This window comes from Maribellus mangrovi (genome assembly GCF_037646455.1).
GTDB classification, from domain to species: Bacteria; Bacteroidota; Bacteroidia; order Bacteroidales; family Prolixibacteraceae; genus Draconibacterium; species Draconibacterium mangrovi_A.
In genome coordinates, this window is the sequence record NZ_JBBIXN010000001.1 from 1,725,795 (window position 1) to 1,749,558 (window position 23,764).

Genomic DNA, 23,764 nt, shown 5'->3' on the forward strand with positions numbered 1-23,764 from the left:
TAGCGATAAATTAAGGAATTATGATCAAGGTTATTACAACGATTTTTACTGCCCTTTTGGTAGTAAAAGTTTTTCAAATTCAGGCACAGGAAGTAAAGAAACCCAACATTATCCACATCATTGCCGACGATGTGGGTTATGATGATCTAAGTTGTTTTGGATCGAAAGACATCAACACGCCTAACCTCGATAAAATGGCTGAGGAAGGTATGAAATTTACCAATTTTTATGCTCCACATGGAACATGCACACCATCGCGTGCGGCAACAATTACAGGAAGGTATGCACCGCGTGTTAACAACGGAACCGGTTTATATGTGTTGTTTCCTCACTCGAAACACGGACTCGAGGATGAACTGGAAGTTTCCATCGCAGAACTTTTAAAAGAGCAGGGCTATACCACCGGTCTGTATGGGAAATGGCATCTTGGACATCTGCCACAATACCTGCCTTGCGTTCATGGTTTTGATGCGTTTTTGGGAATACCTTATCCAAACGATCACGGTCCGGAACGCATTGGTAATTCGGGTTGGCGGCCCAACGGAATCAGCGATCCTCAGATCCCGTTGATTGAGCAAGCGCAGGTGATTAAGAGTTGTGACAATAACGATCTGGCTGAATTGCCTGCCCTTTTTACCCGCGAGGCATGCAAGTTTATTTATCGTGCAGCTACTGCAGATGAACCTTTTTACCTGCAGTATGCCAATATTGAGACACACACGCCCTGGTTTATTCCAAAAGGATTTGAAGGACAAAGCAAGGCTGCTGCATACGGCGATGCCGTGGAATACCTCGACCGTTCGGTAGGGATCATTTTGAATACCTTAAAACGTCTTAAAATTGAAGATAATACCATTATCGTGTTCACTTCTGATAATGGGCCACTGGTACATCGTGACCTGGAACTGGAGAATTGTTACGGGAAATTTGGTTTTACTGATGAAGAACGTGAACATATTCTTCGTGAAGGGAAATACCAGGAACGTTACGAAGGAGGTATTCGGGTTTCCTGCATTATGAAATGGCCGGGGCATATACCGGCAGAAACCGAATGTAGCGAACAGATTGCAGCTATGGACCTGTTTACAACTTTTGCTGAAATCGCCGGTGCTGAAATCCCTTCTGATCGTGTGATCGACGGAAAAGACATTCTGCCGTTGATGGAGGGTAAAGAAGGTGCCCAATCGCCTCATAAAGCCATTTACGGTTTTACTGCCACCGGAAGATTGATGAGTGTACGTTATCTGAACTGGAAACTGATCCTACCCGGAAAACACTGGACGGGGAATCTGGAGACCGCTCATTTATACAATGTAGATACTGATCCGGGAGAAACCGAAAATGTAGCCGATCAGCATGATGATGTAGTAAAAACCATTATGGCGATGGCCGATGATGCTACCGACGCCATCAAAAACAATAAGCCACTTGATGAGTAGAATCGTGAATACTTGAAGTAGTCGAATTCATGCTGCAAAAACTCTAAAAATATTTATTATATATCTCAATGATAGTTTTGAGGTCATTTCACAAAGGCATAGTGGAGAAAAGATAAAAATACAAACAAAAAATAGAAATATGCTATTGTTGTCATTGGCTTTTTGTCAATGTTATTTTTAGTAAAGTTGTTTGATGTTTTTCCAGTGTTAAAAAGTGTGAAGAAGCCTTGTAATGAGGCAAGTAAATTACCGAATTTTTAAAAATATTTTCTCCCAGAGTTTTGATAACTCAAAACATTTTTGTTCATTTGTACCATCGTGCGTTCAGCACGATGTGTGTTTGGGGGTTAACATTAGTAAAAGGGCAGTTGTTGAACTGCCCTTTCTTCTTTTATACACCTTGATTAATCAACAGATAATTGCTACCTTTTCAACCAAATTCACCTCTGTGCCTTATCATATGAAGTTTGTAAGAATTAGAATCAAAACTGTAAAACTGTTAATACTGAGTTTATTCTGCGTTTTGCTGGCTTCTTCTTTTTTCGCTTCCGCGCAATCGAGTAATTATTGGTCGCGTAATTTTAACGAAGAGTCGTCGTTGCTTTCCGGAGCTGTTGTAGGCGGAGGTGCAGGTCCTTCTGCTATTTTTTACAATCCTGCAGGAATTGGTGAAATTGCAGAATCGAAACTGACCATCAACGCCAGTCTTTTTTCGCTCGAGTTATTTAATGCCAAAAATGTATGGGGCGATGGAAAAGACATGAACAACATGAGGATTATTGTGGTCCCCAGGTTTATTTCATACATGTTGCAGCCACGGAAAAATAAGAAATGGAACCTTGAAGTTGCCTTCCTTAGCAATGAAAACTACAAGGTTGAAGACATAAATTCAGTGGATGAAATCAGCGATGTACTCCATAATAATCCCGGCGAAGAAAGATACAATGCCAATTACCGTTATGATAATGATTACAATGATTATTGGGTAGGTGCAGGAGGATCGTATAAAATCAATTCCGACCTCATTTTAGGAACCAGCATGTTTGTCACCACCCGTTCGTTGCGCTATTCGTACATGGTGGATATTGAAGCCGGGACACCGGACAAATTTACCGATTCTAACCCTTTGTTTCAAACCGCAAAATATACCCAGGCAGAATACTTAAAATTCAACAATTATAGGCTAATTTGGAAATTTGGATTGTTGTATAAAAGGAACAACATGAGTTATGGCCTGAATATCACAACACCTTCGCTTAATGTGTATGCCGATGGGAAACGGGTGATGCACAAACAAAGTCAGAGCAACATTACCAATCCCGAAACTGGTGAGCCGGTAGCCGACTATCTGATATCGGAGTTTGCAGAAAAAAAAGGGATGAAAGTAAACTATAAAAATCCGTTTTCGGTGGCCGCGGGTATTACCTGGCGTAATAACCAAAGCACCAAATCGGTTTATTTTACAACGGAATATTTCTTCGGATTGGATCCGTATAAAATGGTGCAGGGTGAAGTAAGTAATAACTCGAGTACGCATAATAATTTACTGAATGATGCTTACTACGAATGGCTTACTTATGTGTGGGGAGCAAAACCGGTTTTGAATGCTGCACTGGGATACCGATGGGTAGTAAAAGAAAACATGACCTTGATGGCCGGATTCAGGACCGACTTTAATTACCGAAAGCACTTAAATTATTCGCCCTTTATTGAAGAAAAGACCGTAAAAGGATTTACTATCGACCGTTATCATCTGACGGGAGGATTAACAGCACACGTTTTGGGTCAGGATCTTATGGCCGGATTGCAATACTCCGTTGGGATGGAAAAAAATCAGAAGCAATTCATTAACCTGACCGACTATGTTGAATACGATCCGGAAACCAAAAAAGCTTTACAAGGAAAAAGGAAAAATAATGTCACTTCCCTGGTGAAAAATTTAAGTATCTATTTTGGAGCGACATTTAATTTTGGGGAGAAGGACTAGTTTTTAGATTACCGATCGAATTAACAGGTTATTCAGTTTCTGAAATTGCTTCAATTGATACAGACAAGCTATTAACTTAAATTTATTTCTATTTTTAAAGGAACAGAAAAAGAGTGAGACAATCCAACGAACTCAATCATTTCCTAGTTTATTGCTTCTTACGTTCTAACAAAAATTCATGAAAAATATTGGTCTTCTTTCTATACTGATTATGTTCGTATGTTCCTCATACGCTGCTAAGAATGGAATACAAAAAGAGAAAACCGATTCCGTTAAACGTTATAACGAAATAGGACTGGTTGTTACCGATTAGGTAGATGCCAGTTTTCAGTTTCGTTACGCACGAAAATTAACATCTCACATTTCAGTGGGAATAGGTGCGCATACAAAGGTAATTAAGGCCTGGTTTCAATATCAGGTATCGACAGAGAACGACTCAAAACCGGTGATATCACTTATTCCGGTTTCAAATTGATACCCGATGTAAGATACTACCTGAATAAAACGCAACAGTATGAATTAGACGGATTTTATTTTGGAGCCTATATGAAGTATTTTAATTTTCATTCGGATTTGACGGGTACATATATTAACTCAGCTGGTGAAGAATATATTCTGGATTTTGATGCCGGAGTTAAAATTTTATCTACCGGATTAATGCTGGGATATAAACTTGCAGTAAGTAAAGGTTCAATATCGATTTTATGATTCTTGGACCTGGTACGAGTAACCAGAGTTACAAACTAAAAAACAAAAAGCCGGTTCCAGATGAATTTTACGATGACTTGAATGAGGCTCTAAAAAACTTTAGTTTATATGATTTTGTTAATAGCGATTTTAATTTTCGTTTAAGTGATGCAAAGACCCGGTTTACAACGCTTTCTTACCGATATGGAATAACCGTTGCATACACCTTTTAAATCATTTTTTATTTCTAAAAAATTTCATAAATTATAGTGTTAAACTTAATGCGCTGTGTATAGAAGAACTTAGGCATTAAGAGACACATTCATAAGGCCGGTCAGTAGATCGGCCTATTTTTTGTTATCGAATTTTGTAATTGATTTCACCTTTGGTAGAGGCAATTGTGTTATATTTGAATAGATGACTATTAGATTGAAGCCATGAAAGTAAACCTTCAATATCCCGGAAACGAATGTTCAAAAAAAATATCATCATGAAACATACAGCAATTTTCATTTTGTTTTTTCTGTTAACATCGGTGCTTACGGCTAAAAAGGCTGAACTGGTGTGGCCTCGCGAAATAAAATCAGGTAAATATGTAGTCACTTTATACCAGCCTCAACTCGAAAGTCTTGATCAGAATATACTCTCGGGACGAATGGCTCTGTCGGTAAAAGGCCCGAAAGAAGAATTGGTTTTTGGAGCGCTTTGGTTCGATGCTCAATTGTTGACCGATCTGGAAACCAGGACCGCAACATTGATTGCCGTGGATATTCCAATGGTGAAATTTCCGGATGTGGAGGACGAATCGAAACTGGATGACCTGAAAAAGCTGGTGATCGATGATCTGACTTCCATGGATTATGAAATGTCGCTTGATCGTATTATTGCCGATTTGGAAGATACTGAAAGCGCACAGTTACTTAGCGACGACCTCAACAACGATCCGCCTAAAATCTATTACCGCTCGTCGCCAACAGTGCTGGTTTATATCGATGGTGAGCCGGTGTTAAAAGACGTGGAAAATTCAAAGATGCAGTATGTACAAAATACGCCTTATTTGATTCTTAAAAGCGGCGGAACCTACTACATAAAGGGTGGAAAATACTGGTACACCAACAAACAATTGGTAGAGGGCAACTGGAAAGCAACCAACTCGGTGCCCAAAGATGTGGAAAAACTGGCCAAGCAAATGATTGAAGAAGAAGATGAGCCGGAAGTTGGAGAAACGGATAAAACCATTCCTGACGTGATCGTTTCAACCGTTCCTTCTGAGTTGATCACTTCTGATGGCGAATTGCAATACGAGGCCATAAAAGGTACCTCGCTTTTATTCGTCAAGAATTCGGAGAACGACATTTTAATGGACATCAATTCGCAAAAGCATTTTGTATTACTTAACGGACGTTGGTTTAGCTCAAAAACACTGGCCGATGGCGATTGGGTGTTTATTGAACCGGATGATGTTCCTGAAGATTTCAGTAAGATTCCGCAAGATGCAAGCATTGCAACGGTTCGGGTGAGTGTTCCGGGAACGGAAGAAGCTAAAGAAGCCAAATACGAACAACAGATGCCGCAAACAGCAGTGATCGATCGGAAAACAGCTTCTACCAAAGTGGAATACGATGGCGATCCGCAGTTTAAAAGCATCAGCGGAACCGGCGTTGAATATGCCGTTAACACGGCCAGTACTATACTTCGAATAAATGGTACCTATTATTGTGTCGATGATGGAATTTGGTTTGAGTCGAAAAGTGCCAACGGTCCGTGGACTGTGAGCGATTCGCGACCTGCTGAAGTGAATGATATTCCACCAAGCGAACCGGTTTACAATGTAAAATACGTTTACATTTACGATTCAACGCCCGATGTTGTTTATGTGGGTTATACACCCGGCTATTGTAATTCGTATTGGTACCGTGGTGTACCTTATTATGGCACCGGATATTATTACCGACCCTGGTACGGGCATTATTATTACCCGCGCCCCTGTACTTTCGGCTTTGGTGTACATTACAATCCTTATACCGGTTGGGGATTCTCGGTGGGTGTAAGCTACGGATGGTTCAACATGTCTTTTTATGGTGGCGGTTACGGATACTGGGGGCCTGCAGGTTACCGTCATGGTTATCGTCACGGCTATCATCATGGCTATCATCACGGCTACAGAAACGGTTACCTGGCGGGTTACGGAGCCGGATATTCGCACGGAAGACACGATTCGAGAAACGTATACAATCGACGTTCGACCGGAGTTCGGGCAACAAGCTCGGTACGACGTGATGTTCCTTCAAGTGGAAACCGAAAAGTTAATGCACGGCCATCGAACCGGCCAAATAATGTTTATACCGATCGTGACGGGAATATTCACCGACGGGATAATAACGGTAACTGGACACGCGAAAATCAACGCCCCAGCACCCGGCCTGACCTGCCTAATAAATCGACGCGGCCATCAACACGCCCTGCAGAGCGTCCATCGACTGAGCAACCGACAATGCGGCCAACGCAACGTCCCCCAACGCAACGACCGACAACAAGACAGCAGGGACTGGAAAGAGAGTATAACAACCGAAACCGGGGAAATACAAGGTACAACACGTATCAGCGCAATGCACCCAAGCCGTCTATGAATAGAAGTCGGCCGGCAGGCGGAAGATCGAGGCGTTAAATGCTTTTGTTGAAGTTTATCGGGAAAAATTTATGGAGTAATAATCTTTTTTGTGATAAGCTGGCGGCCAATCAAATCTGCCAGCTTTTCCGCTTCTTCACTCACTGATTGAATGTTGACTGACTTGGATTGTGCCCGCCAGATCAGCTTTTCAGATTTAACATCGTAAAGGTTGCATTCCAAATAGTAGGTAACTTCGTTCACATAACGACCAGCGTCGTAAACCGTACCTAAGGAATAGTAATAATAATCGTAATAAGTTCCGGCCATGGCGTATGGTGTTCCGTAATAACCAGGGCCACCTGCCATAAAGGAGCGGTCGCTCACCCAACGTTCCTGCTGAGTTTTATCGAACATGGTAATGATCATAAAACCATCGAAATTATTCTCATTGATCTTATCCACAATAATCTTGTTTATTGCTTCCGGAGTTTTGTCTTTGGTAAATTCCTTAAACTGGCCGGCAAACGGAAAAACGTCGTAAGTTGGCATCGCTTTCAATTCTCTTTTTTTTAGCTGGTCAACAACTGCCCTTTCTGTGATATAGCGATTCGAGCGGTCTTTAAAAAGTACCGCAACACCAATTTTATCGTAATGTTTTGGAGTGAGTTCTTTGTTCGACCAGGTATTGATAAGTTTAGTAGAATTGCATCCGCTGGCGGCGATAATCAAAATAAGAAGTGTAAGGTTTCTAAGGAATTTCATCTTTTCAAATTGTATGTTATAGCGCAATATTACAAAATAAAGTTTCCATAAAAGTATTTAAAAGCTAATTCAGATGAAAATTTGCTGTTTATATCTACTTCTGATCGTTTCAATTGGGCGAATGAAAAATATTAAGAACAAGTAAAAAACATTAAATTTATAAGCATTAGCATATTGTGATGATTTTTCAAAAAACCAAACGATGAAAAAACTACTTCTTTTATTTCTGGTAGTATTTATTTCTAATGCAGTTTACTCACAATTTTCCGATACTACTTCATTGTTGGAACCGGTTGTTCAGACCATTGAGCAAACCAGTATCTTCGATGACAATCTTCCGATAGATTTGACTTTAAAGTACGATATTTCCTCTTTTATGAAAGATAAAAAGAAAGGAGAATATCTCGATGCATTACTTGTTGTTCATATAAATGATATTGATTCTGTTGTAAAAAATATTCGGTTGAAAGCCCGCGGCAATTTCCGGAGAGGACATTGCATTTTTCCTCCAATATATTTGAATTTTAAAACTGATCCGATTAAGAACACTGACTTAAAAGAGATCAAAAAAATGAAATTGGTCACTCACTGTTCTATGTTGAAAACATATCAGGATTACATAATTAAAGAATACCTTGCTTACAAAATATACAATCAGCTCACTGATCTGGGTTTTCGGGTAAAATTAGTGAACATCAACTATATCGATACTGGGAAAAAAGGGCGAACCTATAAAAAGGAAGGTTTTTTGATTGAACCCATCGATCTCTTAATAAAAAGAACAAAATCGGTTGAAGTGGATGGAAATTTTGTGAATGCTGACAAAGTTGTTGATGAAGATATGGCCAGGGTAGCGCTTTTTGAGTATCTGATTGGAAACACTGATTGGCGAATAAAAGGCGGTCACAACATGAAATATATCAAATTGCTGGATGATATTAGTTCGAAGGTTACTCCTGTTCCGTATGATTTCGATTTTGCGGGATTTGTGAATGCCAGTTATGCTCATCCTCAGGAGTGGACTTCCATAAAATCGGTGACCGACCGGGAGTATTTAGGATACTGCAGTATCCACGACGAAATTCTTCTTGAGTCAATTGATCATTTTGTTCAGAATAAAGAGAAAATTTATTCAATAATAAACGATTGCAACACTTTAAGTAATAAAGAAAAAAGGCGTCTTTTGGATTTTGTGAAGGGCTTTTACAAAGAAGCTGCATCTCCTCAGGTAATGTTGAAAATCCTGAAAAAAGAATGCAGGGAAACAGATTTTTGACCAATAAACTATAAATATGGAAAATGCAGGTCTTGTTTTACAGAGTGCTACTTTTCCCGATTTCTTTCTGCGATTGATTACAAACACCATTTCGTTGTTAATCATCATTCGTTTTATTTATTATCCCAACAACCACCGGGTGAAATTCCTTTTTGTTTTTTCTTTGATGGGAATGATGATTTTTCTGATTGCATCCATTCTCGATCAGGTAAGAATTGAAATGGGCTTCGCACTGGGCCTGTTTGCCGTTTTTGCCATCATCCGCTTCCGTTCGCCACAAATCGAATTAAAAGAGCTGACTTATCTGTTTATCATCATCGGCTCGGCCATTATAAATGCTCTTGTTGAATTTAATGTTGAAACCTGGTTTGGACTAATTGTTGCCAATTTCATAATTATCGGCTCAACACTAATCATGGAAGTATACAGACCCAAAAATTTTATCGTAAAAAAAATGCTTGTTTTCAAGCCGTCGAACTACACGATGCTTAATAATAAAGACCTGTTGCGTGATGAGATCATCAGTAAAACAGGAATAAATGTGGTTAAAGTGGAGATTGAGAGAATCAATAAGGCTAAGGAAGAAGTCTTTGTATGGATCTTTTTTCATGAAATGGAGGATATCGATGAAAGTCTTCTTGTAACATCTGAAGAGGATGAAACTATGAGGGAAGAATGAGAGTTCATAATTAACGACATTTTAGTATGAATTAGCGGTATATTAATTTGGTTGTCAGTTTTTTATAAAGTTTTGATTATTTTAGAATCTTGATTAATTTTACATCAGTTTAGAAGTTGAAAAATGAGTTATAAAAAGCATAAAACAAATCTTCAGATCACCTACCGGTGTCTTTTTGAGTGCTGGCTCTTGTATGCCTAGACTGCTTCGTTGTTATCCCCTCATTTATTTATCCGTATAACATATTACAATCATTTAATTTTTAGTGCTATGTCGCTTACTGAAATTAAAACTAAAAGTAAACCCGAACGCCCTGCCGGCGCAGAAGGTAATTTCTATACACCTCACCCCAACGCTATTGGTCCCGGAATGAACGAACGCATCCAGCGTTTGCGAAAGTTAAGTGTCGAAACGCAGGAATCGCTGTCTATCGAACGGGCACTGATCACTACCAAATTCTACAAAGAGAATTACGGAAAATACTCGGAGCCGGTAATGCGGGCGCTGAATTTCCTGGAGATCTGTAAGCAAAAAACCATTTATATTGGCGATGATGAACTCATTGTTGGTGAACGCGGTCCATCTCCAAAATCGGTTCCTACTTTCCCGGAACTGACCTGCCACAGCGTAGAGGATTTTCATGTGCTGAATACACGTGATCAGCAACGTTACACCATTCCACAGGAAGATATTGATACCTACGGGCAGGAAGTTATTCCTTATTGGGAAGGACGAACCATGCGCGAACGCATTTTCAGTCATGTGCCCAACGAGTGGAAAAGAGCCTACGAAGCCGGCGTTTTCACCGAATTTATGGAGCAGCGTGCACCAGGCCACACCGCCCTCGACGGAAAGATCTACCACAAAGGAATGTTTGACTTTAAAAAGGAAATTAAAGCACATATCGATAGTCTCGATTTCCTGAATGATCCGGAAGCTACCGGCAAGTTGGAGGAACTGAAAGCGATGGATATTTCGTGCGATGCCGCCATTGTTTTTGCCGAGCGACATGCTGAATTGGCCGATGAGATGGCAAAAACTGAGAAAGATCCGCAGCGCGTCGATGAGTTGAAACGCATTGCAGAAGTGTGTCGTTGGGTACCGGCGAATGCTCCCCGAAATGTGTGGGAAGCCATTCAAATGTACTGGTTTGTGCATCTTGGAACGGTTACCGAACTTAACGGTTGGGATGCCATGAACCCGGGACATTTCGATCAGCATCTGACACCTTTTTTCGAAAAAGAGATTGAAGAAGGAACACTGACAAGAGAAGCTGCAAAAGAGTTGATCTCTTGTTTCTGGATAAAAGTAAACAACCATCCGGCGCCGCCAAAAGTGGGAATTACTGCCCGCGAAAGTGGAACCTACAACGACTTTACCAACATCAATATTGGTGGAGTTAAACCCGACGGAACTAACGGTGTGAGCGAAATGTCGTACATCATGCTCGAAGTTATTGAAGAACTGCACATATTACAACCCGGTAACTCGGTACACATTGCAAAAGTAACTCCCGATAAATTTGTAAATGCTTCGGTGCATCTCATTCGCCAGGGACACGGCTATCCTTCGGTGTTTAATCCCGATACCTACATTCAGGAAATGGTGAACCAGGGAAAATCCTTGCAGGATGCCCGCGAAGGTGGTTGCAGCGGTTGTATCGAAGTGGGAGCTTTTGGAAAAGAAGCCTATCTGCTGACCGGGTATTTGAATGTTCCGAAAATTCTGGAGATCACGCTGAACAACGGTATCGATCCGCTGACCGGAAAAGTAGCCGGGATTGAAACCGGTGACCCGCGTACTTTCAATAGCTACGAAGAGCTGTACGACGCTTTCCTGAAACAGCTGAATTTTGTAGTCGATCAGAAAATTCGTGTCAGTAACTACATCGACCAGATGTTTGCCAAATATGCTCCGGCGCCCTTCCTGTCGGTGGTTATCGAAGATTGTATTTCGAAAGGAAAAGACTACTACAACGGCGGTCCGCGTTACAATACCAACTACATTCAGTGCACCGGTTTGGGAACCGTTACCGATAGTCTTTCGGTAATGAAGAAGCATGTTTTCGAAGACAAGACCTTCAGCATGGAAACCTTGCTGGGAGCGATTTCGAAAAACTACGAGGGCGAGGAGGTACTGCGTCAGCGGATACTGAACCGTACGCCTTTCTTTGGCAACGACGATGAATATGCCGATTCGATTGCTCTGGGAGTTTACAACGATTTGTTGGATGCGATTGAAGGCAAGCCCAATACAAAGGGCGAAGTGTTCCATTTGAACATGCTTTCAACTACCTGTCATGTGTATTTTGGACTGGTACTGGGAGCAACACCAAACGGTCGATTCTCGGGGAAATCCATTTCCGACGGAACTTCACCATCGCACGGTTGCGACACACACGGACCGACCAATGTGATCCGCTCGCTGGGTAAACTCGACCAGACCAAATCGGGAGGAACATTGCTCAACCTGCGTTTTGTGCCCAGCCTGCTGAAGCGCGAAAAAGACATGGAAAAACTCGGTCACCTCATTCGCAGTTATTTCACGCTGGGTGGTCATCATATCCAGTTTAATGTGGTAGATACTGCAACCCTGAAAGCTGCGCAGGCCTGTCCGGAAGATTACCGCGACCTGTTGGTTCGTATGGCCGGTTACAGCGATTATTTTAACGATATGAACGCCGATCTGCAACAGGAGGTGATCGACCGAACGGAAAATGAAGTTTTATAATTGCCAGGGTTAAATGTACCCCCCGTTTCCGTCTCGAGTATTCGGGACGGAAACGGGGGGTATACAAGCTATTTTTGATAAACAATTTTTGAATGACTCCACTAATTTTCGATATAAAACGTTACGCCATTAACGATGGCCCGGGCATTCGCATTGCCCTTTATTTTAAAGGCTGCCCGCTGCGTTGTGCGTGGTGCCACAATCCCGAAAGCCAGTTGCCCAAAACGCAGAAGCTCTACACGGCTTCGAAGTGTATCGGGGCACAGGAATGTATTGAGGTTTGTCCGGAAGATGCATTGAAACTAACGCCGGACGGAATTGTTACTGACTACGAAAAATGCACGCTTTGTGGTTTGTGTGCCGATGCCTGCCCGACGAAAGCCATAGAAATGTCGGGGAAATTGTACGATGTTTCGGAACTCATGCAACTGATCGAACGCGAACGGATTCATATCGATCATTCCGACGGCGGCGTTACCTTTTCAGGAGGCGAGCCTTTAATGTTTCCCGGGTTTTTAGTTGAAATGTTAAGAGCCTGTGGCGAAAAAGGACTGCACCGTGCGGTGGATACCTGTGGCCATGTTTCTGCAAAAACATTGCTCGAAGTGGCTCAACACACCGATCTGTTTCTTTACGACCTGAAGCTGATGGATCCTGTTCAGCATAAAAAATGGACCGGAAAAGACAATACACTTATTCTGGAAAACCTGGTGAAGCTGGCCGAATCAGGTGCTGCGATCAACATCCGCGTTCCCTTTATCCGCAATGTAAATACCTCAGAAAAGGAAGTAACAAAAATGGCCAAGTTTATTGCCACTCTGCCCGGAGGAACACCCCTGGTAAGTATTCTTCCTTACCACAATATTGCGGCACATAAATACGATAAACTCGGTTCGGAATACGATGAATTTGAAATGGCCGAATCCACTGATGAGGATATCGAACAAGCCGAATCTGTTTTTAAATCCTTTGGAATTGAAACGGAAGTGGGAGGATAATATTTAAACGATGTTATAAACGGTATCGATTCATGTAAGTTGACGAGAATACGGATCGGATCCTTAACATTGAAAGTAAAAATGTGCTTAAGGACTCGAAACCGCTTAAAAAATAAAAAGGGCACCCCTGTGGATGCCCTTTTCGGTAGTTATGAGTTAATAAACGCCCCAATCCCTTTACGGGATTAAAGTTTTTTCTTCCGGTTTTTTCCCGCGTTTTTTTACGATCTCGTTGTTCTCGTCAATAATGGTGTCAATGGTGCGGGCAAAGTTGCCGTAAGTGGGTTCGTCAACTACTTCCATGGCACGCAGATAAACCACAATTTTTTCATTAATCAGCTTCAGCACTTCGGCCTTTACTTTGGTGGCATTGGCCTTGGTGCTTTCTTCGGCTTTTTCCTGTTCGTAGGCAATGCGTGCAGTTTCGAATGCCTCCTGTGCCGTTTGCAGGGCGCTCACAGTGTCGGCACAACCTGGCAGTTGGGCAATGGCATCCTGAAGTTTTTGTTTCGACAGATCGTCGAGCAACGAAGCAATCAGCGACGACTCGGTAGCATAGCTTTCGTTAATAACGCGCAGGCCATATTTTTCGAAAACCTGATCGACGGTTTCGGCAGTTTCCTGAATAGCCGGATCGGGATGGTGCAGGTAGCCCGCCAGCAGGTAGCTTAATGAACGAAGAGGCCGGTCGCGCTCTTCGTCTTTTTCTTCCAGAACGCTTTCTGCTTTCGAACGGTTAATGGCGGCGGTAAGCGCCTTTGAAATGTTGTCTAAATCGGTGAACATCCCACTCAGGTGTGGGTCAGAGCTTAATGTGGTGCTGTGGTAGGCGCCGGTCATGCGCATACTCACGGCGTCAACTTCAGTAACGCGGCTTTTACTCATTAACATAGGGATCATAATAAATCGTTTTTTTTGAATGGTTTACATTAGCATCGAAGAACAAATTTGAATGTTTTTGGACGCTGTTAATTTTTGGATAATTAAAATTATTGTAAAAGCAACAGAAAGTCAACCGCTTACAAGCTGTTTTACAGCATGGCAACTTGCCACAGCCCTGTTTTTTCCCTGCCGGATTAATGGCCCGATGCCGCGGACCGGTTTGTCCTTTGCGTGCTAAATGGCAATTTTCCGGAACCAAAATCATGCTGAAAACGAGTAATGGCAACTTGCCACGGGTATAAATTCAGGTTTTACAGCATATGGCAAAATGCCAACACAAAGAAATATTGTTTATTTTTAGAGAACATAAAAATCCAAAATACCAAATACAGTGAACTTAGCTCTTGCAAAAATTAAATGCCCAAACAGCTATGTTTATTTCGATAAAACAAACTTATTCAGCAAGTTACGAGCGTGGTGCATAATAAGGTATAAATTGCATTGCAACATACACATACTTTATATGGCATAAAAAATTGGCTATGAGCATAGGAAAAAACAAACTATAAGATGATAATTAAAAAGTTGAAATTAAAAATCTGGATTGCCTCAATTCTTTTTGGAATTATCATCATCTATATGATAGTAAGTAGAGTGATTATACTTCGAGATATAATTTTACTCTATCTTGTTATTTTAATACCAACCTTAATTATATTATCAATTGAATTTCTGTTTAGAAAAGGGATTCCCTTTCTTGAATTTTTAAAAAGCAAAATCTTTGGACATTTATTAACCATGATTTTTTGTTTAGGTTTTGTTATTTATACGATATCAGATCAACCCATATTAAAAAAAAATGCAATTAATGATTTAGATTTTATGATAGAATCATTAGAAAACATCCATCCTAATATCTATCAAGAGATTTCTAAAGATTCATTTCAAGTGCAATATGAGAGTATAAAGGAGGATTTACCTTTAATGATTTCTAATGTTCACTTTTATGCAACCTGTGCAAGATTAACCTCATTCTTTAGAACTGCACATACAAAGCCAATGGCTAATATCATTGAAAATGGGATGCAAAAATTTTTCAGAAACAACTTTCCATACGAAATTAAAATAATTGAAAATAGAATATTCATAATCGATAATTGTACTCTATTTGATAAAATTCCCAAAGGATCTGAAATAATAGAAATAAATAACAAAAATGTAATTCAGGTAATTAATGAATGGAGCCAATTCGCTTCATATGAGAGTGAAGCATATAGAAATTTTTTAATAACCAATCGTGCACACATCGGCATTTGGAACAACTTTAGAAGGTTTAAAATTAGATATAAAGAGTTCTCAACAGGGAAGCTCAAAGTAAAAAGAGTAAATGGTGGTTTGGTATCAAATTTTGTTATGGGATATAAGAAAAGTACGGAGAGAAAGCCTACATTACTTTATAAAGAAATATCACCAGACATTGGTTATATCGGTTTTTTTAGCTTTCATGATTTAGAAACATATAAAGATTTTTTTAATTCTACCTTTACTGAACTACAAAATAATGAGATAAAAAACCTTATAATCGATATTAGAGGTAACCAAGGTGGACATACCATAATTGGTCGTGAGCTAATGCAATACATTTTCCATCAACCTTTTGCGGAAGTGGATTCATCAATTAGAAAGGTGAGTAATGAGCTTATAGCAACAGGCAAAGTTGATAGAATATTGGGGGCTGATAAAAAAGTTCCGGGTAAAAAATATTCACAAACATTCAAGCTAATTCAATTAAATGAGAATCCTGTAAGATTTGACGGAAAAACATATCTGTTAATTGATAATGCAACATTTTCAGCAGGACAAGGATTTGCCTCTTCTTATAAATGCTATGGAGAAGGAACGATTGTAGGTGAAGAAACAGGTGGAGTAACGGTAAACTTTGCCGATGTTCATTCTTTTAATTTGCCTAATACTGGACTTGAAATATGGACGTCTTGGCAAAAAGCATATTTTCCTTGTGGCGTTGATAATAACAGAGGCGTACAGCCTGATTATTTTGTTTCGAATACTATTGAAGATTACATCGAAAAAAATGACAGAATCCTTAATTTTACAATTGATTTAATTAATAATGAATGAATTACGCCATATAACACGCGGTATAAGATATTGGGGTTTAAATGATTATTCGAGCGTTCTGCCACGCATAAAGTTATGTGTTATTGGACTGTAAATTAGCCCGCAATCCCCAACGACTTAATACCGCCACCGTTACCAATTTTTAAAATAAACGATATGAAAGTTACAGCACAGCACAATCAACGAATAGCCCAAATGACATTTGCCTCCGTTTATCCACATTATATTACTAAGGTGGAGAAGAAGGGGAGAACAAAAGAAGAGCTTCACCGGGTAATTGAATGGTTAACAGGATTTGATGAGGGGAAATTACAGGATCTTATTAATGAGAAAGCGACTTTTGAAACCTTCTTCCAAAAAGCGGAATTAAATGCAAACGCTCATTTGATAAAAGGAGTGATCTGTGGATACCGAATTGAGGAGATTGATAATGCATTGACCAGACAAGTGAGATATCTCGACAAACTGGTGGATGAATTGGCAAAAGGCCGTAAAATGGAGAAGATTTTAAGGGAAGAAAAGAATTAATACAAGCAGCAACATGATGGACTGTTCCTGCAAAAAACTTGAAGCAAAAAAGTAATGAAAAGGCTACTGATTTTAATTTTTTTCACGGTGTTGATTGCAGGTCTGCCGGGATCCGTTTTTGGCAACCGGAAACCCCGCGTAATTGTAACCACTGATGGCGAAGCAGATGACAGAGCTTCCATGGTGAGGTTTCTTTTAAGCACAAACGAATTTGATGTTGAAGGAATAGTAAACAGCAGTTCGCAGTTTCACTGGGTAGGTGGAGAAGGCTGGAATGCATTTCACGAGGTTTCATGGATTCGCGATTATATAAATCTGTATTCAAAAGTGTATGAAAATCTTTTGCTGCATGATGCTGATTATCCCAGCCCTGAATATTTGTTGAGTAAGTGGAAGGTGGGAAATATTAATGGAGTTGGCGAAGATAGTATCCGTACCGAAGGTGCCGAATTAATTACAAATGTTCTTTTAGATAAAACTGATTCACGCCCGGTGTGGATACAGGCCTGGGGAGGTTGCAATACCATTTCGCGGGCTTTGAAAATTATTCAGGAGGATCATCCTGAGAGAATGGAGGAAGCAGCCGGTAAAATGCGCTTATTTTTGATTTGGGAACAAGACAAAACCTACCAGGAGTACATTCGACCGAACTGGGAGCAATTTAATATACCTACCATTATTTCCGACCAGTTTGACTGTATGGCTTATATATGGCCAAAAGTACTTCCCGACGATGTTAAAACCTACTTTAACGCCGGGTGGATGACCAAGAATATACTTGAGGGTCATGGTGCCTTGTGCGATGCTTATGAAAACAACAACGGAGCTTTTAACGCTGAAGGCGATACGCCATCGTTTTTGCACAGTATACCGGACGGACTCAGAAGCATGGAATCTCCGGATTATGGTGGCTGGGGTGGTCGGTATGTGAAAGTTCGCAACAATGTCTGGATGGATCCGCGTCCCGATTCAACGTATCAATATCCTACAGGCCAATGGGGATTCAGCAACAGTTGGTCGAAAAATATGGAGCATGATACTTCGCCTGAAAAAGTAGCCATACGGACCAACTATTTTAAGCCTATCTGGAGATGGATGGACGATGTGCAAAACTACTTTGCAGCCCGCGCCGACTGGTGTGTAAAAGACTATGCCTCCGCCAATCATCATCCGCTGGTTCGCTTAAAAAATACACCGCTTAATATCGAAGCAAAAGCTGGTGATACTATAAAGCTGGATGCGTCGGCAACCACCGACCCTGACAAGGATAAAATCGATTTCAGGTGGTGGAATTACAAAGAAGCAGGTACTTACAAAGGCCGGGAAATAAATGATGCCGTTACGCCAAAGACAAAAATTACAATCTCAAACGACGCATTGCCGGGAGAAACCATACATATGATTTGTGAAGTATCTGACTCCGGATCTCCATCCTTAACGAGTTATCAACGTGTAATAATTACGATTACAGATTAAGGAAATAATTGACCTGTAGCTGTGCCGGGCAATGGTATTAATCAGCTTGGTTTTGCAGCTTTTCTGGAATCATTGCTTTATATTTGATAGACTAAATCTGAATCCATGAGATGGCTTAAACTCTCGCTGCTTGCTATGATTTTTGTCTTTCCGGCCCGTTTGTTCGCGCAGGAAGATTCGCTCCGGATCGATGAGAAAGTCACCCCGTACGACCTGCTTTCGAGCTATTATTCCAATAATTTTCATCCTTTTCAAAACGGGAATTTTTATGTGGGGCTGGCGTTTTCGATAACCGATAAAAAACTCACCAACACGAATTATTTAATTCAGCAGGTAGTGGATGGCGAGCGGCTGGATTACGATATTTTGCTAAAGGGAGGCTATTACACGGGTGATTACGGAATGGTGATTCTTAATCTGAATTACTTTCAGGATCATTTTGAAGGAACGATTTTCCAGGATCCGGATACCGCATTGTCTAAAACCATGAAACGCGGGTTTGCAATACGACCCGGATTTCGATCATCAGTACCACTTACAAGGACTGAACGTCTTAGTTTTTTCACGGAAATTGGATTCTCGTTGGGGGGAAGCAGCTCGCTCACCCGAAACACTAAAAACATTGATGAGGTTGAACAGATCTATAAAACCGAATTTGATTTTGGTGTGGGATTAAGTCCGGGCATCACCTTTTTTGCCATGGAGAATTTTGCCTTCGAAGTGCAGCTGAACAATGTGCTAGGATATCAACTGAATGTGGCCAAAAGCAGCACCGATGACGGACCGGAATCGAAACAGCTTCGTCAGAATGTCGATTTCAACATCAACCTGCTGTCGCTGGAACTGGGACTGGCCTACTATTTCGGAGCAAACAAGTAATCTTAAGAACGCAAAAGATGAAGAAAATAACCTACATATTCTCGCTTGTTTTGTTGTTTGCCTGTGTTCAGGAAGATCACTTTGGTTTGTCGCCTTACGGAAATATCAAGAAATTTTTAGTAAGCAACCAGGCCGGTAATGCCGTTATTGATGCTGACAATTTAATGGTGACCGTTGAAATACCGGGAGGAGTTGAATTGACATCGTTGGTTATTCAGGAACTCACACTTTCATCGTTTGCCACTGCCAACCTTACTGAAGGCGATGTAATTGACCTTAGCGATGATGCCACGATAATTGTGTCAGCCGAAGATGGCAGCGTTCATTCCTGGACCATCAAATCATTTGTAGCTTCAGCCACTCCACAGCTTGCCAACGGAGATTTGAATGCGTGGTACAAAACCAGTTCGGGGTATTACGAACCCGGTACCGATGCGGCTTCCACCATTTGGGGGACCGGAAATCCCGGAACCCAGATTCTGGGAAAAACGGCTACCACACCTCATGATCTTGGAAATTCGAACCTGGCTGCACACATGAGAACATATGACCTTGGACTGGCTGGTGTTCCGCTAAAAACGCCCATTGCTGCAGGATCGTTGTTTACCGGATATTTCGATTCCGATAAACTGGATCCAACCGATCCGGAAGCCGCTGTTATTTTTGGAACGCCGTTTACCGGGCGACCGGATAAAATCCGTTTTAAGTATTCCTATGTTCCGGGACCGGTTAACAAAGACCGAAACGGGAATGTATTGGATTACGACGATAATTGCGATATTTATGCCTTACTCGAAGTTCGCCTTGGCGGGACAGTTCAGCGATTAGGAACAGCATGGTTCCGTAGTGATGCGAACCAGCCGGATCTGGTTCAAAAAGAAATAGAGGTGGTTTATGGTCCGCTCGACGATTCGTATCCCGATTACATGCGCGCTGAGGGTGTTGATTTTGTAGCTGCTGATTCGGCGACCTACATGTTGCCTACGCACATTTCTTTTGTTGCTTCATCGAGTTATGCCGGTGCTGTTTTTGCCGGTGCCGTCGGCAGCGAACTCATCATCGACGATGTGGAAATGGTGTACGAGGAAGAATAGAAGGAACCCAAGATAAAAGTCCGAAACCACGTCATTCTGAATTCATTTCAGAATCTATAAAAATAGAATTCCAATTACATGAACATCCTGAAACAAGTTCAGGATGACGAAGCAAAGTCTTTTAAAACAGCTTCTAATATTGCTATGAAGAGCTTATTGTCTTAATCAGTCTTCCCCCAGGTCAGCACAATGATAATTCCGGTTATTCCGGTGATCACGGCATAAGCCAGTGAGTCCACAACAATTGCCGAAGGATTTAGCAACACATTGGTCATGGAATAAAAACCCAGATCGGTAGTTAAGGCATACAAGAGCCCGAATAATGTACCGATTTTCGCGCCGTCGATCCATGTTTTTGCCTGTCCCCATTGTAGGAATAAGGTTTGCATCAATGCAAAAACAAGGTTGGAAAGAATAAGTGCCCACCAGACCATTTCATGTTCTTCCAGGTAAATGTCCATGTTGTAATTGTTCATCGAAAAGTCCATGAGCAGAATGCCCCAAACCAGCCAGCCCAGAAAGAAAAAGGCAATGCCGCCAAATATTGTCCCTCTTAATAGTCTCATTTTTGTTTTTTTTATAATTAGTTGATTGCTGATACGTAAAAGATTTCATTTTAGATACTACCTTGCCAGTATGAATAGCATTAGATTCAAATGAATTATGATTTCTCCAATCCTGCCGTCAGCATTCATTTTTGTTTTGACACAAAAACGAAACAAAAAAGTCAAGGCTGCTTTTTATCTTCACCTTTCATCTTCTCCCGGACTAAGTTCGCGCGAGTGATCTCCTCATATCTTCGGAGCTTCTCGGGCTCTCTATGCCCAGGTTTCGATTCCAGGCTTGATAAAAAAAGGCCAATTCACGAAGATATGTTCTTAGACCTGCCATATTTGCAGCCCGCTTCACCGCCCACAGCAAAATGCGTTAAAAATTTGGGGAATGTAGCGTGAAGAAAGAAAAGCTGTTTGACACTGACCGAGCGTTGCGAGTGTCGTGGAGTTCTTTTCTTTTAGCGGAATTCACTAATTTTTAGCAATTTTCATGTCAGCGGCTGCATTTTTGCTGACTTTTTTGCTGCAGAAAAAAGTCAGTTGGAGCGAAGCGAGAATCGTATTTTATCCTTGATGAATTAATAGGTCCCCAACTTAACATTCAACTTTTTTAGATTTGGATTCAGTTCAAATTGAAAAGTTGTATTTTAGCCTTTCCGAAAAAATCATTATGAAATCACGAATATTTTTAGTCCTGTTATTATTACTAAACGGATCATTAATTGGAATTTCACAGGAAGCGAACAATGAAAAATTGCTGGAAACCTTTCATTCCATTTCCAGCAACGAAATTCTTGGATTTGTTGAAGAATTAAGTTCCGAAAAATACGAAGGACGTTTGTCGGGTTCGCCAGAGTATATGGACGCCTCACGCTGGTGTGCATCAAAATTTGAAGAATGGGGAATTGCACCGGCCAATAAGGGCAGTTATTTTCAGTACTTCCCGAATGAATATTCCGATGTACTTGAATTGGGAGAAGTGGTTTACACCAACAAGGGCCAAGCTACAAAACTTAAGTTTCCGGAAGAATATTTGCCCGGATCAAATTCTGACAGTGGTACGCTTGAAGCCGGACTGGTGTACGTCGGTCACGGAATTACCGCACCTGAACTGGGCTACGACGACTATAAAAATGTGGATGTAAAGGGCAAGATCATCATTCTTGAAACCGGAACACCTTACACCAAAAACGATCCTGAACTCGCAAGATGGACACCTTATGCCTATCACCGTTACAAATTCAGAAATGCAGTGAAACATGGTGCTGCCGGAATGATCTATGCCAGCAAAATCGCCAATCCGAATACGGTTCATCTCGATGGATTTATTTATGCCCATGTTGAGCCAAAAATCGTTGAGCAGATTTTCATTGACGCGGGGAAAAATTATTCAACAGTGAAAAAGCAACTTAAGCAGATGGAAACACCCTCGTTTACATTTCCTGCAAATCAGACGGTAAAAATCACGGCCAAAACCAAATATCATCCCGATGCAAAGGCCTGTAATGTGGTTGGAATGATTGAAGGATCGGATCCAAATTTAAAAGATGAAGTGATCATTGTGGGCGGCCATCTCGACGGGCAGGGACAAATGGGAGATGTGATGTTTCCCAGTGCACTTGATAATGCTTCGGGAGTGGCTGATATTCTGGCTGCAGCCAAAGCCTTTGCACAGTTGGAAGTTAAGCCAAAGCGTTCAATCTTGTTTATCCTGATAGGCGGCGAAGAATGTGGTTTGTATGGTTCGAAACAGTATACCGATCAACCGCTTTTCCCGGTAGAAAAAACTCGAATGATGATCAATTTGGATATGGTTGGTAATGGGACTGGATTCTTTCTGACAGGTGGTAAAACCTATACTGATCTTTACCGGCATTTTGAGTTGGCAAACAATAAGTGGATTCATCGTAGTTTGCAAACCAACGAAGTCACAAAAAACTACGGCCGACCGCGTTCGGATGCATCCAATTTCGAAAATGCTGGCATTCCCACTTTTGGGCTTTGGACCAGAAATTCGGTTTTCCCGGTTTATTACCACGATCCGCGGGATAAAACCGATGTGCTCACTCCCGAAATCATGGAAGACGCAGCCAAACTATTGTTCCTCGGAATTTCTGGCATCGCAAACGACGAAACACTTTGAACGTCATTTGAGCCGATCGTTCAACTTTTTCGAGATTTGTCTTGTTAAGTGTATATAACTTCAACAAGTCGATCTTCTATGGAATCGAAAAAAGAACACTTCAAACGAACATTGCTCGATCTGGCGAATAATGAGAACCTCGTGCCGGGCATCTATAATTATTGCGACCGCTGGTGTGAGCGTTGTACGATGACGAAAAAATGTCTGACTTATCTGCACGAACAGGAGATGAAAGAAGGAACGGGCCATAAAAGTCCGGATGAGGAAAACAAAAACTTTTGGGAGCAAATTCGAGTGGCCTGGGAAGTTACCATGGAAATGATTGAGGAAGATGCTGAACGGCTTAATATTGATCTCGACGACGTTGAGGATATGGAACTGCCCGAGCATATTGAAACTCCCCTGGAAGCAAAGGCCAAAGAATACGGAACGAAAATGTATAATTGGTTAGATGAAAATCAGCCGTTTATAAAGGAGCAGGCTGAAAAACTTGTTATGATCAACGATGAGGCGTCAATGATTAAATACAAAGATGCCATGGAGGTGATCCAGTGGTATTCTTCTTTCATTGGTGCCAAAGTTCACCGGGCACACCTCGATTTGGAGGAGCGTAAAAACGATCCCAATGATGAGTTTAATATTTATTCCGACAATCTGGGATCAGCAAAAATAGCGATTATCGCCATTGAACGGTCGATGGATGCTTTGTCGGTTTTTTATAACGACTTCAAAGAAAAAGAAGACGATATTCTGAAATTTCTGGTGGAATTGTCGACCATAAAAAAACAACTATTGCAAACTTTTCCGGGAGTGATGGAGTTTAAACGACCGGGTTTCGACGATTAAATAGGATACAGACTTTGTATCGTACAAGTTCTGTACTATTTTCACGGCAGAAAA

Annotated in this window: 17 protein-coding genes; 14 read left to right on the plus strand and 3 right to left on the minus strand. The window is 41.1% G+C overall.

All coding sequences use genetic code 11. The annotated features are described in order from the left end of the window. The first annotated feature begins 20 nt into the window (after positions 1–20). The 3 genes from WFY05_RS06675 to WFY05_RS06685 all read left to right on the plus strand — a co-directional run bounded on the left by WFY05_RS06675 (position 21) and on the right by WFY05_RS06685 (position 6,781). Entirely contained in the window at positions 21–1,439 is a 1,419-nt protein-coding gene (locus WFY05_RS06675) for a sulfatase family protein (protein WP_340111987.1), read from the plus strand. Positions 1,440–1,899: 460 nt separating this feature from the next. After that, entirely contained in the window at positions 1,900–3,426 is a 1,527-nt protein-coding gene (locus WFY05_RS06680; RefSeq protein WP_340111988.1) for a hypothetical protein, read from the plus strand. 1,177 nt (positions 3,427–4,603) lie between these two features. Continuing rightward, on the plus strand, positions 4,604–6,781 hold the full coding sequence (locus WFY05_RS06685) for a hypothetical protein (protein ID WP_340111989.1): 2,178 nt from the start codon (positions 4,604–4,606) through the stop codon (positions 6,779–6,781). A gap of 30 nt (positions 6,782–6,811) precedes the next feature. Here the strand turns inward: WFY05_RS06685 and WFY05_RS06690 are convergent, their stop codons facing one another. Then, positions 6,812–7,486, minus strand: coding sequence for a hypothetical protein (locus WFY05_RS06690; protein ID WP_340111990.1), 675 nt, complete (start codon positions 7,484–7,486; stop codon positions 6,812–6,814). Positions 7,487–7,688: 202 nt separating this feature from the next. Between WFY05_RS06690 and WFY05_RS06695 the strand changes: the two genes are divergently transcribed. From WFY05_RS06695 to WFY05_RS06710, 4 genes are all read left to right on the plus strand, one after another. Next, on the plus strand, positions 7,689–8,762 hold the full coding sequence (locus WFY05_RS06695) for a hypothetical protein (RefSeq protein WP_340111991.1): 1,074 nt from the start codon (positions 7,689–7,691) through the stop codon (positions 8,760–8,762). A 16-nt stretch (positions 8,763–8,778) separates the two neighbouring features. Beyond that, positions 8,779–9,441, plus strand: a complete 663-nt coding sequence (locus WFY05_RS06700) for a DUF4956 domain-containing protein (RefSeq protein ID WP_340111992.1) — start codon at positions 8,779–8,781, stop codon at positions 9,439–9,441. A gap of 270 nt (positions 9,442–9,711) precedes the next feature. Continuing rightward, positions 9,712–12,171, plus strand: coding sequence for a trans-4-hydroxy-L-proline dehydratase (gene hypD / locus WFY05_RS06705; protein WP_340111993.1), 2,460 nt, complete (start codon positions 9,712–9,714; stop codon positions 12,169–12,171). Positions 12,172–12,263: 92 nt separating this feature from the next. Continuing rightward, positions 12,264–13,169, plus strand: coding sequence for a glycyl-radical enzyme activating protein (locus tag WFY05_RS06710; protein ID WP_340111995.1), 906 nt, complete (start codon positions 12,264–12,266; stop codon positions 13,167–13,169). 177 nt (positions 13,170–13,346) lie between these two features. On the opposite strand, the gene WFY05_RS06715 is transcribed toward WFY05_RS06710, so the two are convergent. After that, complete coding sequence (locus WFY05_RS06715; RefSeq protein WP_340111996.1) at positions 13,347–14,069, minus strand: DUF6261 family protein; 723 nt, start codon at positions 14,067–14,069, stop codon at positions 13,347–13,349. 552 nt (positions 14,070–14,621) lie between these two features. Here WFY05_RS06715 and WFY05_RS06720 point away from each other — a divergent pair. The 5 genes from WFY05_RS06720 to WFY05_RS06740 all read left to right on the plus strand — a co-directional run bounded on the left by WFY05_RS06720 (position 14,622) and on the right by WFY05_RS06740 (position 20,167). Beyond that, entirely contained in the window at positions 14,622–16,190 is a 1,569-nt protein-coding gene (locus tag WFY05_RS06720) for a S41 family peptidase (protein ID WP_340111997.1), read from the plus strand. Between the two features lie 156 nt (positions 16,191–16,346). Beyond that, the gene (locus WFY05_RS06725; protein ID WP_340111998.1) at positions 16,347–16,718 is read left to right on the plus strand and encodes a DUF2200 domain-containing protein; all 372 of its coding nucleotides are present in this window, start codon (positions 16,347–16,349) and stop codon (positions 16,716–16,718) included. 54 nt (positions 16,719–16,772) lie between these two features. Next, entirely contained in the window at positions 16,773–18,194 is a 1,422-nt protein-coding gene (locus tag WFY05_RS06730; RefSeq protein ID WP_340111999.1) for a DUF1593 domain-containing protein, read from the plus strand. A gap of 105 nt (positions 18,195–18,299) precedes the next feature. Then, the gene (locus tag WFY05_RS06735; protein ID WP_340112000.1) at positions 18,300–19,073 is read left to right on the plus strand and encodes a hypothetical protein; all 774 of its coding nucleotides are present in this window, start codon (positions 18,300–18,302) and stop codon (positions 19,071–19,073) included. Positions 19,074–19,090: 17 nt separating this feature from the next. After that, the gene (locus WFY05_RS06740) at positions 19,091–20,167 is read left to right on the plus strand and encodes a PCMD domain-containing protein (RefSeq protein WP_340112001.1); all 1,077 of its coding nucleotides are present in this window, start codon (positions 19,091–19,093) and stop codon (positions 20,165–20,167) included. 161 nt (positions 20,168–20,328) lie between these two features. Here WFY05_RS06740 and WFY05_RS06745 read toward each other — a convergent pair whose 3' ends face one another. Continuing rightward, positions 20,329–20,733 carry a hypothetical protein gene (locus tag WFY05_RS06745; RefSeq protein ID WP_340112002.1) on the minus strand — a complete coding sequence of 135 codons (405 nt, stop codon included), beginning with the start codon at positions 20,731–20,733 and terminating at the stop codon, positions 20,329–20,331. Between the two features lie 658 nt (positions 20,734–21,391). Between WFY05_RS06745 and WFY05_RS06750 the strand changes: the two genes are divergently transcribed. Then, a complete protein-coding gene (locus tag WFY05_RS06750) occupies positions 21,392–22,864 on the plus strand; it encodes a M28 family peptidase (RefSeq protein WP_340112003.1) in 1,473 nt (490 codons plus the stop codon). Positions 22,865–22,942: 78 nt separating this feature from the next. Further along, entirely contained in the window at positions 22,943–23,710 is a 768-nt protein-coding gene (locus WFY05_RS06755) for a hypothetical protein (RefSeq protein WP_340112004.1), read from the plus strand. Positions 23,711–23,764 lie beyond the last annotated feature (54 nt).